The 13,363-nt window shown below is 64.0% G+C and carries 15 protein-coding genes and 1 tRNA gene; 7 read left to right on the top strand and 9 right to left on the bottom strand.

The features are described 5' to 3' along the window. Positions 1 to 32: 32 nt before the first annotated feature. Together adh and N826_RS12270 are read right to left on the bottom strand one after the other, a co-directional pair. Complete coding sequence (adh, locus tag N826_RS12275; RefSeq protein WP_044429120.1) at positions 33 to 1,553, bottom strand: aldehyde dehydrogenase; 1,521 nt, start codon at positions 1,551 to 1,553, stop codon at positions 33 to 35. A gap of 395 nt (positions 1,554 to 1,948) precedes the next feature. Then, positions 1,949 to 2,035: transfer RNA gene (locus N826_RS12270), tRNA-Leu, on the bottom strand. Positions 2,036 to 2,255: 220 nt separating this feature from the next. On the opposite strand from N826_RS12270, the gene N826_RS12265 reads away from it, so the two are divergent. From N826_RS12265 to N826_RS12255, 3 genes are all read left to right on the top strand, one after another. Further along, complete coding sequence (locus N826_RS12265) at positions 2,256 to 2,837, top strand: YqaA family protein (protein ID WP_044429119.1); 582 nt, start codon at positions 2,256 to 2,258, stop codon at positions 2,835 to 2,837. A gap of 61 nt (positions 2,838 to 2,898) precedes the next feature. Further along, positions 2,899 to 3,405 (top strand): disulfide bond formation protein B, encoded by a 507-nt coding sequence (locus tag N826_RS12260; RefSeq protein ID WP_052831113.1) that lies wholly within the window; start codon positions 2,899 to 2,901, stop codon positions 3,403 to 3,405. Between the two features lie 49 nt (positions 3,406 to 3,454). Continuing rightward, a complete protein-coding gene (locus N826_RS12255; RefSeq protein WP_084720696.1) occupies positions 3,455 to 4,069 on the top strand; it encodes a demethoxyubiquinone hydroxylase family protein in 615 nt (204 codons plus the stop codon). A gap of 170 nt (positions 4,070 to 4,239) precedes the next feature. Here the strand turns inward: N826_RS12255 and N826_RS12250 are convergent, their stop codons facing one another. Further along, entirely contained in the window at positions 4,240 to 4,803 is a 564-nt protein-coding gene (locus N826_RS12250) for an HNH endonuclease (protein ID WP_052831111.1), read from the bottom strand. Positions 4,804 to 4,996: 193 nt separating this feature from the next. Then, positions 4,997 to 5,659 carry an alpha/beta hydrolase gene (locus tag N826_RS12245; RefSeq protein ID WP_044429117.1) on the bottom strand — a complete coding sequence of 221 codons (663 nt, stop codon included), beginning with the start codon at positions 5,657 to 5,659 and terminating at the stop codon, positions 4,997 to 4,999. A 133-nt stretch (positions 5,660 to 5,792) separates the two neighbouring features. Between N826_RS12245 and gluQRS the strand changes: the two genes are divergently transcribed. After that, complete coding sequence (gene gluQRS / locus N826_RS12240) at positions 5,793 to 6,641, top strand: tRNA glutamyl-Q(34) synthetase GluQRS (protein WP_044429363.1); 849 nt, start codon at positions 5,793 to 5,795, stop codon at positions 6,639 to 6,641. A 2-nt stretch (positions 6,642 to 6,643) separates the two neighbouring features. Here the strand turns inward: gluQRS and N826_RS12235 are convergent, their stop codons facing one another. The 3 genes from N826_RS12235 to N826_RS12225 form a co-directional block, all read right to left on the bottom strand. Then, on the bottom strand, positions 6,644 to 7,495 hold the full coding sequence (locus tag N826_RS12235; RefSeq protein WP_044429115.1) for a DUF4743 domain-containing protein: 852 nt from the start codon (positions 7,493 to 7,495) through the stop codon (positions 6,644 to 6,646). Between the two features lie 45 nt (positions 7,496 to 7,540). After that, positions 7,541 to 7,858, bottom strand: coding sequence for a hypothetical protein (locus N826_RS12230; RefSeq protein WP_044429114.1), 318 nt, complete (start codon positions 7,856 to 7,858; stop codon positions 7,541 to 7,543). Positions 7,859 to 8,060: 202 nt separating this feature from the next. Beyond that, entirely contained in the window at positions 8,061 to 9,344 is a 1,284-nt protein-coding gene (locus tag N826_RS12225) for a branched-chain amino acid ABC transporter permease (protein ID WP_244619531.1), read from the bottom strand. A 146-nt stretch (positions 9,345 to 9,490) separates the two neighbouring features. On the opposite strand from N826_RS12225, the gene N826_RS12220 reads away from it, so the two are divergent. Beyond that, positions 9,491 to 10,066: a hypothetical protein gene (locus N826_RS12220; protein ID WP_044429112.1), complete on the top strand. Its 576-nt coding sequence runs from the start codon at positions 9,491 to 9,493 to the stop codon at positions 10,064 to 10,066. A gap of 15 nt (positions 10,067 to 10,081) precedes the next feature. On the opposite strand, the gene N826_RS12215 is transcribed toward N826_RS12220, so the two are convergent. Together N826_RS12215 and N826_RS12210 are read right to left on the bottom strand one after the other, a co-directional pair. Continuing rightward, positions 10,082 to 10,783 carry an alpha/beta fold hydrolase gene (locus N826_RS12215; protein WP_244619532.1) on the bottom strand — a complete coding sequence of 234 codons (702 nt, stop codon included), beginning with the start codon at positions 10,781 to 10,783 and terminating at the stop codon, positions 10,082 to 10,084. 8 nt (positions 10,784 to 10,791) lie between these two features. Beyond that, the gene (locus N826_RS12210) at positions 10,792 to 11,334 is read right to left on the bottom strand and encodes a hydrolase (RefSeq protein WP_044429108.1); all 543 of its coding nucleotides are present in this window, start codon (positions 11,332 to 11,334) and stop codon (positions 10,792 to 10,794) included. A gap of 211 nt (positions 11,335 to 11,545) precedes the next feature. On the opposite strand from N826_RS12210, the gene N826_RS12205 reads away from it, so the two are divergent. Continuing rightward, on the top strand, positions 11,546 to 13,075 hold the full coding sequence (locus N826_RS12205; protein ID WP_044429107.1) for a DEAD/DEAH box helicase: 1,530 nt from the start codon (positions 11,546 to 11,548) through the stop codon (positions 13,073 to 13,075). Between the two features lie 16 nt (positions 13,076 to 13,091). Further along, the gene (locus tag N826_RS12200) at positions 13,092 to 13,334 is read left to right on the top strand and encodes an Lrp/AsnC ligand binding domain-containing protein (protein ID WP_044429106.1); all 243 of its coding nucleotides are present in this window, start codon (positions 13,092 to 13,094) and stop codon (positions 13,332 to 13,334) included. Positions 13,335 to 13,363 lie beyond the last annotated feature (29 nt).

Raw genomic sequence — 13,363 nt, 5'->3', positions numbered from 1 at the left:
CCCTTTCCGGCAGAAACGAGGGACCGTCAGGCTTAGAAGAAGCCCAGCGCCTTCGGGCTGTAGCTGACCAGCAGGTTCTTGGTCTGCTGGTAGTGGTCGAGCATCATCTTGTGGTTTTCGCGGCCGATACCAGACTGCTTGTAACCACCGAAGGCGGCGTGCGCGGGATACAGGTGGTAGCAGTTGGTCCAGACGCGGCCGGCCTGGATGCCGCGGCCCATGCGGTAGGCGCGGTTGCCGTCGCGGCTCCACACGCCGGCGCCCAGACCGTAGAGGCTGTCGTTGGCGATATGGAGGGCTTCTTCCTCTGTCTTGAAGCTGGTCACGGACACGACCGGCCCGAAGATCTCTTCCTGGAAGACGCGCATCTTGTTGTTGCCTTCCAGCACGGTCGGCTGGACGTAGTAGCCTTCGGACAGCTCGCCATCCAGGACGGCGCGGTTGCCGCCGGTCAGCACCTTGGCGCCTTCGGCCTTGCCGATCTCGATGTAGGACAGGATCTTGTGGAGCTGGTCGTTGGAGGCCTGCGCGCCGATCATGGTGGCGCTGTCGAGCGGGTTGCCCTGCTTCACCTTGTTGACGCGGTCGATCGCCTTTTCCATGAAGCGGTCGTAGATGCTTTCCTGGATCAGGACGCGGCTCGGGCAGGTGCAGACTTCACCCTGGTTCAGCGAGAACATCGCGAAACCTTCCAGCGCCTTGTCGAAGAAATCGTCGTCTTCGGCCATGACGTCGGAGAAGAAGATGTTCGGCGACTTGCCGCCCAGTTCCAGCGTGCAGGGGATGATGTTTTCCGACGCGTACTGCATGATCAGGCGGCCGGTCGTCGTCTCGCCGGTGAAGGCGATCTTGGCGATGCGGCGGTTCTGCGCCAACGGCTTGCCAGCTTCGACGCCGAAGCCGTTGACGATGTTCAGCACGCCTTCGGGCAGCAGGTCGGCGATCAGTTCGACCAGGACCATGATGGCCATCGGGGTCTGCTCGGCCGGCTTCAGGACGACGCAGTTGCCGGCGGCAAGGGCGGGAGCCAGCTTCCACACGGCCATCAGCAGCGGGAAGTTCCAAGGAATGATCTGGCCGACGACGCCCAGCGGTTCGTGGAAGTGGTAGGCGACCGTGGTGCTGTCCAGCTCGGCGGCGGAGCCTTCCTGAGCGCGGATGCAGGCGGCGAAATAGCGGAAGTGATCGACCGCCAGCGGCAGGTCGGCGTGGGTTGTCTCGCGGATCGGCTTGCCGTTGTCGATGGTCTCAACCAGCGCCAGCAGGTCCAGGTTTTCTTCCATGCGGTCGGCGATGCGGTTCAGGACCTTCGCCCGCTCGGCCGGAGAAGTCAGACCCCACTTCTCGCGCGCTTTGTGGGCAGCGTCGAGGGCCAGTTCGATGTCTTCGGCAGTCGAACGAGCGATCTCGCCGACCGGCTTGCCGGTAATCGGCGTAATATTGCTAAAGTAACGCCCCTGAACCGGAGCTACCCACTTGCCGCCAATGAAGTTATCATACTTCGAACGGATGGCCACTTTACCATTCAACTTGTCGAGAGCCTGATGGATCATTTCATCCCCCTTTGCCGCTTCAATGTTTAGCCTGCTGATGACGATATGAATGCATCATTTCGGGGGCGGCTGTATATGATACCTTAGACCCACTGCGACGGATTGTCCGTCCGTCAATAGTTCAACGAGTGTGCAGCGGCACTGAATGAGGGAGGCGTAGGGGGATTTGAAAGCGGGCGAGTTGAGGAATACCGGGACCCCACATCAGACCAGGGACATTGAAGCATGACCGGTCTGGTCCGTTAAACGTCGGGCTGAAGAGGCCCGACCTACGGGTGCGTGCTCGTGAAAAATGGCAGGAGCGCTGGTTGAAAGGATTGCGTGCAGTCGTAGGCCAAGCCTTTTCAGCCCGACACCTCTCCCGGAACCGTCACTATCCAGGTCTTTGAAAGCTTTGGTGCCCCCGGCCAGACTCGAACTGGCACGTCCTTGCGAACAACAGATTTTGAGTCTGCCGCGTCTACCGGTTCCGCCACAGGGGCTGCCTGGGGAAAGTGCGCGGATCATACTCACCGGAGGCCCCGGGTCAATCGGAATTCGTTGCAATATCTCGCACGCATTGACCTGTAAGGGTCAAGCGCCGGTACAATCGGGACGATTGCGTGCAGTGCGGCACACTGTTAGATACGGATGCCTATTCAGATCACGCCATAAGCCTGACCGATTTCCGCAGCCGGTTTTCCTCAACCAGACGAGATTCCCTTGATCAGACCGCTTTACGACTGGACGATGCGCTTGGCCGGTCATCGCCATGCCATGTGGGCCATGGGCTTTATCTCGTTCATCGAGAGTTCGATCTTCCCGGTACCGCCCGATGCCTTGATGATGCCGATGGTGCTGGCGCGCCGGGACAAGGCCTGGCGGATCGCGACCGTCTGCACGCTGGCCTCCGTTGTCGGCGGACTGTTCGGCTACATGATCGGGTATTTCCTGTGGGATACCATCGGCCAGCAGGTGATGGACTTCTACGGCTATGCCGCGAAGATGGAAGAATTCGCCGCACTCTATAACGAGTGGGGCTTCTGGATCGTCGCCGGGGCCGGGTTCACGCCGTTCCCCTATAAAGTGATCACCATCGCAAGCGGGGTGACGCATCTCGACCTTGCCGTCTTCATGGTGGCCTCCGTCGTATCGCGCGGCGCCCGCTTCTTCCTGGTCGCCGGCCTGCTTTGGTATTTCGGTCCGCCGATTCGGGTCTTCATCGAAAAGCACCTCGGCCTGCTCGCATCGGCATTCTTTGCGCTCCTGCTAGGTGGTTTCGCCGCCGTCCGCTATGTAATGTGACGACCTTGCATCCCCGGCTCCCTCGTGCCGGTTACCGACCGCGGCTCCGGACGACATCACCATGGCCATCGCAGACCTGTCCACATCGCGTATCTCAGCGCTGTTCCTGCTGGGCGCCAGCGCCGGGTCGCTGCTGGCGGCGTTCTTCTTCCAGTACGTAGTAGGTCTTCAGCCCTGCGTGCTGTGCATCTGGCAGCGCTGGCCCTATGCCGTCGTGATCGCGCTGAGCATCGTTTCCCTCGCGGCGGCTACGGATGCCCACAAGCTTCGCGCCGCCCTGCTGGCGCTTTGCGGCGTCGCCTTGCTGGTCGGCGGCGGCGTCGCGGTCTTCCATGTCGGCGTCGAGCAGCACTGGTGGACCGGAACGTCCGGCTGCGGTGTCACGGCCACCGCCGATTCCATCGACGCCTTGCGGGCACAGATCATGGCGGCACCGGTCGTGCGGTGCGATCAAGTCGCATGGTCGCTGTTTGGAATCTCCATGGCGGGATATAATATCCTGATCTCGCTGGTCCTTGCGGCCGTCGCCTTCTTCGCGGCGCGGCGCGCATTCGGATCGGCCGGATAAGACTCGGCCGGATGAGACTCGACCGGATAAAACTCGAGAGGAGCGAACCATGACGGCAACGACGGAACGGCCCAAGATTTCCGCCCCGGAAGAACTCGCTCTGCTGGAAGCGCCCAAACGGCCCCGCCCCCGCTACCTGCCCGGCGATCCGGAAGATCGGGAGCGGCTGGCGCGGATGATCCGCGTCGATCATGCCGGCGAGTACGGCGCCAAGCGGATCTACGAGGGCCAGCTTGCCGTCCTCAAGCGCACGCCGGCCGCCAAGATCATCCGGCACATGAAGGATCAGGAGCAGGAGCACCTCGACACCTTCGAGCGCCTGATCGTCGAACGGCGCGTCCGCCCGACCGTGCTGCACCCGGTCTGGCACGTCGCAGGCTTCGCGCTGGGCGCCGCAACCGCCCTGCTGGGACAGCGTGCCGCCATGGCCTGCACGGTCGCGGTGGAGGAAGTGATCGACGAGCACTACGCCGAGCAGGCGGAGCAGCTTGGCGACTCCGAACCGGAGCTGAAGGCCACCATCGAGAAGTTCAGGGCGGAAGAGCTGGAGCACCGCGATATCGGTCTTGCCCACGAGGCGGAGCTGACGGCGGGCTATCCGGTATTGACCAGCCTGATCAAGGCCGGCTCCCGCGCCGCCATCTGGGCGGCCCAGCGGTTCTAATACCAAGCCGGCCGGAGAGATTGACTCGTGGGGACAGTGCTTGTTGGGCCACGGCCCAACCTACGGGCTCCTGCTTCGTAGGTTGGGCCGTGGCCCAACACTGCCGGAGCGCCGGTTGAATTCTTCGGCTTGTGGTACAAGGAAAGAGCCGGCATGGTGCGACTCGAGCGTCAGAAAGGATCGAGTTCGGTATCCCAGTAAAGAAAATCCCGCCAACTTTCATGCAAGAAGTTTGGCGGGAAGGATCGTCCGTTTTCCTGAAGCTGAAACGCCGTGGGCTGGAACGGCGGATAAAACGGTATCATGCCACACTGCTTGGGGAGCCTGTTCCCTTTCCTGAGGTTACAGGCGGAACAGGACGTCACGACGTTTTCCCACGTAGTTCGCCCGCCTTTGGATCGCGGTATCACGTGGTCGAACGTCAGTTCCTGGGTCGGGAACGGCTCGTTGCAGTACTGGCAGGAAAACCGGTCGCGCAGGAAGACATTGAAGCGGGTGAAGGCCGGGCGACGGGTCGCCGGGATGTATTCCTTCAATGAGATGACGCTGGGAAGCTTTATCTCGAAGTTGGGCGACCTGACGACTCGATCATATTCGGAAATGATGTTGACGCGGTCGAGGAACACGGCCTTGACAGCTTCCTGCCAGGACCACAGAGACAAAGGGAAGTAGCTCAGCGGACGAAAGTCCGCATTCAGTACCAGCGCCGGACAGTGATCGGGTGGTGGTGCCAAGCCCACGCCCTCCTCTGGTTCCCTTGCCCGTCAGGCCCAAATGCCTGACCTGGATGTTCTTCTCTCATAGAGCATCCTCGGCCCAAACTCAACAAGTTGGACCGGGAGCAATCCCGAACTTCATGACACTGTAACTATCGGGGTAGCGTGGCGGATCTTGCAGGGGACTCCCCTGCGCCACTGTCACCTGGACTCAGCCGAGCAGCGACCGCTTGAGGAAGAACCCGCCGCGTGTCAGCCCTTCCTGGTCGATCCCATGCCCCAGGCCCGGCCGGACCTCCACATCCACCGGCACGCCGGCGGCTTGCAGGGCGGACTGCGCCGCAGGAAGCGCCTGGGCGGGAACGACCTGATCGGCATCGCCGTGGACCAGCAGCACGGGCGGGCGCGACTTGATTTCCGCGGTCAGGAGGTCTGGCGCCAGCAGCGCGCCGGAATAGCCAAGCACGGCCGCGACCGGCTCCGGCCGGCGCAGCGCCACGTACAGCGACGTCATGGTCCCCTGGGAGAAACCGACCAGCGCCAGCTTGTCCGGTGTCAGGCCCCGCTCCGCGAGCGCTTCGTCGATATAGGCGTTGATGACGGGAGCAACCTTCTTGACGCCGGCGGTCATGGCTGCCATCGAGCGGTCGAGCAGGCTGAACCACTGGAACCCGTAGGGCGACATGTCGCACTGGTCCGGTGCGTTGGGCGACACGAACTCCGCATCTGGGAGAAGCGCGCTCCAATAATCGGCCAGCGAGATCAGATCGTCGCCGTCGGCGCCGACTCCGTGCAACAGGACGACCAGTTGGCGCGCGGGGCCACCGGAGGCGGGCAGGACCTTGGGTCCAGTCAGTTTGGCAAGATCGCTCATGTGCCTGTTTTGACTACTGCCGACGCGCCTGTCAATGGCTCAACGCACCGGTTGAACCCACTGGCCCATGCGACTGTCCGGGGATACAGAGGTGCGATATGCCGATATGAGAGTGCCGTGGACGATGCCGCCCATGAAGACCGTCACCCGCTTCGCCCCCAGCCCGACCGGCCTGCTTCACCTGGGCCATGCCCACTCCGCGCTATTCGGCTGGCGAGCCGCGCGCGAGCGGGGCGGGCTCTTCCTGCTGAGGATCGAGGATATCGATCCGGGACGGTGCCGCCCGGAGTTCGAACTGTCGCTGATGGAAGACCTGTCCTGGCTGGGCCTGTCCTGGCCGGTTCCGGTGCGGCGCCAGAGCGACCATCTCGACGACTACCGCGCCGCCCTGGACCGGCTGGCGAGTTCGGGCGTGACGTATCCGTGCTTCTGCACCCGCAAGGAGATCGAGGAAGAGATCGCCCGCGCCGGCCATGCGCCCCATGGCCCGGACGGCGCCCTTTATCCCGGAACCTGCCGCCATCTGTCCGCCGGCGAAAGGTCGGAGCGGATGGCATCAGGCCAAGCCTTCGCCATCCGGCTTGACGTAGCGCGGGCCAGCCGGCTTGCCGGTCCGCTGTCGTGGCACGACGGCGATGCCGGAACGATCGACGCTACTCCGGAAATCCTCGGCGACGTGGTGCTGGCCCGCAAGGATATCCCGACCAGCTACCATCTCAGCGTGACGGTGGACGATGCCTTGCAGGGTGTCACGCTGGTCACCCGTGGACGCGACTTGTTCCACGCGACCCATCTGCACCGGCTGCTGCAAGCCATGCTGGGCTTGCCGACACCCGGTTACCACCATCACGGCCTGCTGACCAACGACCGTGGCGAACGGCTTGCCAAGCGGGACAAATCGGTGTCGCTGAGGGCGCTGCGGGAGAGCGGCAGGACGCCGGCCGAGGTCCGGACCATGGCAGGCTTTCCGGAAGAAACCTGACGTCAGACCGCCCGGCGCAGACCGATCGCGAGGTCCGGATATTCGGCATCGTCCGGCTTCAGATAGCCGTGGCGCATCAGGAAATCGACGATCACCAGATTGACGTTGAATTTGAAATCATCGGTTTCCCGCACCCGCCGGGCCGCCTCCTCCAGCGGCCAGAGCATGAAATGCTCGACCTCGCCATCGGTGTTGCGCGGCACGAAGTCATCGGCGACCTCGAGGTCGTAGAGGAACAGCGTGTCCGGCTTCAGGCCTGCCGGGTTCTCCATCAGGTAAGACACGACTCCGACCGGAACCGCCTGCCGGGCGGCATCCGCCGACAGTCCCGCTTCCTCGTGCGCTTCCTTCACTAGGTTCTCGTCCAGCGTCAGCCCGATCGGCTGGCCGCCGGCGACCAGATTGTCCAGCTTGCCCGGTGCGATCTTGCGGTCGCCCGCCCGCTTGCCGACCCACAGGTGGATCCCGTCGGCCCGCCGGACGAAGCCGTTGATATGCAGGCCGTATGACCGGATGCCGAAATGGGCGACGGCGACGCGGTCGATCTTCAGCAGCGGCGGCCGGCCCCAGCCTGTGGTCACGGGATAATACTCATCCCGGAGTTGGGGTACCGTGCCCTCCTCCACCAATTCAGCGACGACGCGCGCCATGGCCTCGGTCCGAGAGTCGAAATCGCTTGAGGCCGCCGCCAGCGAGATGCGGTCCTGCTCGACCTCGAAGGCGTCGGTGAACTGCCGCAATCGCGAGGCCAGCGCATGGCGGACCCAGCCGACCCGGTCGGTCCCGACGAAAAAAGGCAGGTAGCCCGAGAAATCGTGGCTGTTGCAGGCGCGGATGTGATGAAAATAGCTCATGATGGGCGGATTTAACCGCCCATTGCCTGGTTCGTCACGCGCTATTTACTCGGCCGCCGCGCGGAAGCGCTCTGATGTCAGCACGGTACCCACATCCGGGATCTGGCGAAGGCAGGCCGCTACATAGTCGGCCTCGCTACGCACCATGCCCTGCATTTGCAAATCGATGATCAATTCGTCGTCCTGGATGCCGCCGACCCGGCTGTGCCAGGAGGACGGGACGAGGCCGCGCTTGGCGAACAGCTCCAGCACCCGCGACATCACGCCGGGATCGGCATTGGCCTGGATCGAGAAGCAGGCGGTATAGTCGGGATCGTACGGACGGGATTCGACGCCGGGCGCCGACAGGGTTGGCATAGCCATGACAGGCTTTCCTCTTTTGATCGAAGCAGCAGGAATTCAGCGGATAATGACCCCGGCCCTCAGCAGAGGACCGGGCCGCTAATTCGCGCGACGATCGCAAGGTAGGATGCCTGGAACATGGGGTGGACCATAACCGGCCCATCACGGGCCGGTCAAGTGCCATGCTGCCGCAGTCGAAACCGCGTTTGCGCTGAGTCCGGCCTCAGTCGCCCCTCGTACGCTCCACTCCCAGCAATCCCGTGGGCCGGATCACCAGCATGGCGATCAGCGCCGTGAACACCGCGACGTCCTTGCCTTCCAGCGGCAGCCACGCGGCCCAGCCCGTTTCCAGCGCGGCGATCAGCAGCCCGCCCAGGAAGGCGCCGGGGACCGATCCGATGCCGCCGACGATGGCGGCTGTCAGCGCTTTGAAGCCGAGCAGCGCTCCCATATAGGCGTTCACCCCGCCATAGTGCAGCGCCACGATGAAGCCGGCCGTGCCGGCGCAGGCGGCGCCCAGGGCGAAGGCGGCCGCAACAGCGCGGTCGGTATCGACCCCGAGCAGCGCCGCCATCCGCATGTCGTCGCTGCATGCCCGGTGGCTCCGGCCGAATTCGGTGCGGACCAGCAGCCACCAGAGCGCGCCGGAAAGGCCAAGGGTCAGGGCGACGATCAGGACCTGCGCGGCTGATACGGTAACCGGGAAGACCCCCTCCCCCGCCAGCGTGAAGCGGTCCGTCAATACGGGAGCCAGCCACCGGTCGCGGGCGCCCTGGAGCAGCCGGACGGCTTCCTGAAGGAATACCGAAGCGCCGATCGCCGCGATCAGCGGCACATGGGTCGCCGTGCCCCGCAAGGGCCGGAACACCAGCCGCTCGACCGCCCATCCCTGCCCCGCCGTCATGCCGACCGCGATCAGCAGCACCACGGGCAGCGCCCATGCCCCCGTACCGGTCATCACGGCCAGCGGGATCGCGAAGATCACGGTCTGGTACGCGCCCAGCATCAGCAACTCGCCGAAGGCGAAGTTGATCCGTCCGACGATGCCGTAGACCAGCGAGAACCCGACGGCCAGCAGCGCATAGATGCAGCCGAGCACGCTGCCGTTCAGGACTTGCTGGAAGGCATAGAGCGCACCGGCATAGGGCGTCCCGGCCGCCTCGTCAGTCATATTAGTGTCCGGAAGTGCCGCAGGAACCGGGGCGCCCGACTCCAGCGCAAGCCAGCGCCTCAGCCAGAACAGCCGCATTTCCGGCAGGATACCTTCGCGGCTGGTGGCGACGCCAGCCAGTTCAAGCGGTGCGTTCTCCACCCGCCGAAGGGAAAAGCGGCAATTCACCCATCGCTCGACACCGTCCGCCGTCCTGTACTCCAGCACGATGCCGTTGGAGGCCGCCGGGTCGCTCGCCTGCCGCAGGATCTCGACCCCGTCGGCGTCCGGTTCGAAAGCGGCGATCACGCGGAGGCACGACGCCGTTTCCGCCGGGTCCAGGCCGCACCCAGTCACCAGTACCGCCAAAAGCAGGAGAAGGCTCGGACGGCAAAGCCTCATCCTTTCAGCTATCCACCATTGCACGGTCCGGTATTGGACTGGCGGCCTGCTAAGGCGGACAGATATCAGAATGATCTCCAGTCAGGACCAGAGGTTCCAGGATGGCTCGTTTCGTTGCGACCGCTGCGCCGGCAGTGACGCTGACCTTCGCGCTGGCGCTCTCGGCCTGCTCCGGCAGCCGGGTCGTTTCCGACAACGTCAGCACGGCCTATTCGCCGCTCGAATTCAGCTCGGCCGCCGGTGGGCGCGATCTCGCCACGGAAGTCTACGGCAATCCCTTCCCGGTCGACCAGAGCAGTTTCGACAGGAGCGTGACCGACCTGATGCAGGGCCAGCATTTCGGTCCGCCGACCCATTTCACGACGACGCCGGACGAGAGCGCCAACCGCCGCTACAAGGTGGTGATGGTCTTCAATCCGGCGGAAAACATCGCCAACCCACAGATTTGCAGCGGCGGCCCGATCGCGACCGACAAGCGGCCAGGACAGCCGATTCGCCTCCAGGCAGCCTTCTGCCGGGGTGGAACGCTGACGTCCACCAATGGCTGGGCGCCGGCCGTCGCATCGCCGCAGGACGCGGCGTTCCGCAGCCTGATCACCGACACGACGTTCGAGCTGTTCCCGCTCCGCGATCCGAACCGCAGCGACAGCAATTGCGGCATGAGCATCGGCTGCTGAGCTTCCTGGTGCTAATCAGGAATAGATCAGCCAGTCCCTCATCAGCGCGGTGGCGGCATGCGGGCGTTCGAGCGACGCAAGATGTCCGCATTCCTCCACCACGGCAAGGCGCGCCCGGGGGATGGCCTCGGCCATCTCGGCATGCATTTCGAGCGTACTGATGGCGTCCTGCCGCCCGCACAGCACCAGCGTCGGACAGGAAATCGAAGGCAGCATCGGCCGGCTGTCCGACCGGTCCATGATGAGCTTCTGCTGCCGCAGGAAGGCATCGCGCCCGACCCGCTCGGCCATCGCCATCACTTCATCGGTCAGGTCGGCCTCCTCCAACCGATCCGGGTGGATCAGCATCGGCAGCAGGCGCGGCGTGACGCCGCGAAACTCTCCCCGGTCCGCCAGGGCCATCAGGCCCCGGCGGCGCCGACGCTGCTCGTCCGTGTCGGCCCTGGCGTTGGTGTCGAGCAGCGCCAGCTTCGCTACCCGCTCGGGCGCCTGCCGGACGATCTCCAGCGCCACGTACCCTCCCATCGACAGGCCGGCGAGGGCGAACTTCTCCGGTGCGCCGGCAAGCACATCGGCCGCAAGCGCCGAAACGCTGTCGCGGCCGGTCAGGTCGGCCACCGTCATGTCGGCGACCTCCGCCAGATGGCGCGTCTGATGGGACCAGAGCGCCGCATCGCACAGCAGGCCGGGAAGCAGGATCAACGGGAGTCTTTTCATGGAATCGGTCATCGGATCAGCGGAAGCACCCTTTTGAACGCCGGAGTCGATCCCCGGCGCAGCCATTCGAACATGACCATCTCGGAGGTCACGATCTCAACCCCGTTTGCGTGCATCCGCTCCATGGCGACATGGCGGTTCTCCGGGTCGCGCGACCCGACCGCGTCGGCCACCAGGAAGCAGTCGAACCCAGCGGCCCGCAATCCCAGCGTCGTCTGAAGCACGCAGACATGCGCCTCGGTCCCCGTCACTACTATCTGCGGCCGGTCCAAACCCCGCACGCGCTCGACAAATCCAGGCTCGTTCGCCGCATTGAAATGGATCTTCTCCACGACGGACCCGGTGGGCAGAAGTCCCGCCAGCGGCTCGACGGTAGTTCCAAGTCCTTTGGAATACTGCTCGGTCGCCAGTATCGGCACGTCCAGTTCCGCCGCCGCCTTCAGCAACGTGGAAATTCTATTCAGCAGACTTTCGCCCCCAGCTATGGCAGGTGCCAGTCTTTCCTGGACATCGACGACCAGAAGTACCGATCTTTGGGATTCGAGCAGCATGGCGAAGAACTTTCTTGCCGTATCGGGACTTCGACATTATCTTGCCGTTCCATGCGAAGCCATTCCCTTCCGGCCGTGCCCGTACGCGTACCGAATTTTTGGTGCGACAACACGGATTGTTGACAAGACGGTTTGACTTTTCATACTGCCGCCCCAATCTGTGCTGCAAGCCATATGGCTTACGCTGCTTTCTCCAACCGACACTGGCTTAATGAATTTTTCGGAAATTGGGCTCGGGCCCGAAGTCCTGCGCGCCGTCGAGGATGCGGGTTATACCCAACCTACTCCGATCCAGGAACAGGCGATCCCTTGGGTACTCCAAGGGCGCGACGTTCTTGGTTGCGCCCAGACGGGCACCGGCAAGACCGCCAGCTTTACGCTGCCGATGATCGAAATCCTGGCCAACGGCCGGGCAAGGGCGCGGATGCCGCGCTCACTGATCCTGGAACCGACGCGTGAACTCGCAGCCCAGGTCGCGGAAAACTTCGAGACCTACGGCAAGCATCTCAAGCTGACCATGGCGCTGCTGATCGGCGGCGAATCGTTCGGCGACCAGATCAAGAAGCTGGATCGCGGCGTCGACGTGCTGATCGCGACACCGGGCCGCATGATCGACCTGTTCGAGCGCGGCAACATCCTGCTCAGCGACATCAAGATCTTCGTGATCGACGAGGCCGACCGGATGCTCGACATGGGGTTCATTCCCGATATCGAGCGGATCGTGGGCCTGCTGCCGAAGATGCGCCAGACGCTGCTGTTCTCCGCGACGATGCCGCCGGAAATCAAGCGCCTCGCCGACACCTTCCTGATGAACCCGCGCGAAGTTTCGGTGTCGCCACCCGCCTCGATGGCGGAAACGGTGACACACGCGCTGACCGTCGTCCAGCCGGAAGATAAGCGAAAGGCCCTGCGCCACCTGCTCGGCACGGAAGACGTCAAGAACGCGCTGATCTTCTGCAACCGCAAGCGCGATGTCGCGATCCTGCACAAGAGCCTGGAAAAGCACGGCTTCAACGCCGGCGCGCTCCACGGCGACATGCCGCAGAGCAAGCGGACCGAAACGCTCGACCAGTTCAAGAAGGGTGAGATCACCCTGCTGGTGTGCAGCGATGTTGCCGCGCGCGGCATCGACATCGCCGGCCTCAGCCACGTCTTCAACTTCGACACGCCGCTGCACGCTGAGGACTACGTCCACCGGATCGGCCGTACCGGCCGCGCCGGCAAACTGGGCCGCGCCTTCACGATCGCTAACCCGGAAGAAGGCAAGCAGGTCGCCGCGATCTCCAAGCTGATCAAACGCGAGATCCCGCTGATCTCGATCGATGGGATCGAGCTTGCCGAGTTTGAGGAACTGTCCGATCGCCGCCGCCGCCGTTCCCGCAAGGATGGCGACGAGGCCAAGACAGCGTCGAGCAATGGCCGCCAGCCCCGCGCCGAAGGCCGCGCACCGCGTCCCGAACGGGAAGCCCGGCCTGAGCGTGAAGCCCGCCCCGAGCGCGAAGTGCGTGTCGAGCGCGAGGTTCGTCCGGAGCGCGAAGCCGTCAGACCGGAACGCGAAGTTGTACGGCCCGAGCGCGAACAGCGGGTCGAAGCACTGCGGAGCGATGCGCCGCCGCGCCGCGACGACCGCCGCCGCCGCCGTGACGACGACGACGACGACGAGGTCGTGATCGGCTTCGGCGATCACATCCCGGCCTTCCTGCTGCGCCGGGCTCGCCCGGTCGCCACTCCGGAAGCGTAAGAAGGGCGTCGCCGCCATGCAGACCATCTTCATCATGGTCAAGTGCGATCTCGGACAAGCGTACGAGGTCGCTGACCGCGCGGTACAGGACGTGGAACAGGTGTCGGAGGTTCACTCGACCTCCGGCCAGTACGACCTGCTAATGAAGTGCTACCTGGACGACAATACCGATATCGGCCGCTTCGTGACCGAGCAGGTCCAGACCCTGCCGGGGGTGAAGGACACCTTCACCCTCATCACGTTCAAGGCCTTCAGCTAAACCTGAATTCTCGGTAACAACGGCGGCCT

It is taken from the genome of Skermanella aerolata KACC 11604 (assembly GCF_000936425.1).
GTDB lineage: Bacteria > Pseudomonadota > Alphaproteobacteria > Azospirillales > Azospirillaceae > Skermanella > Skermanella aerolata.
The sequence above is the reverse complement of the archived record's forward strand: the minus strand, read 5'-3'. Positions and strand labels throughout refer to the sequence as shown.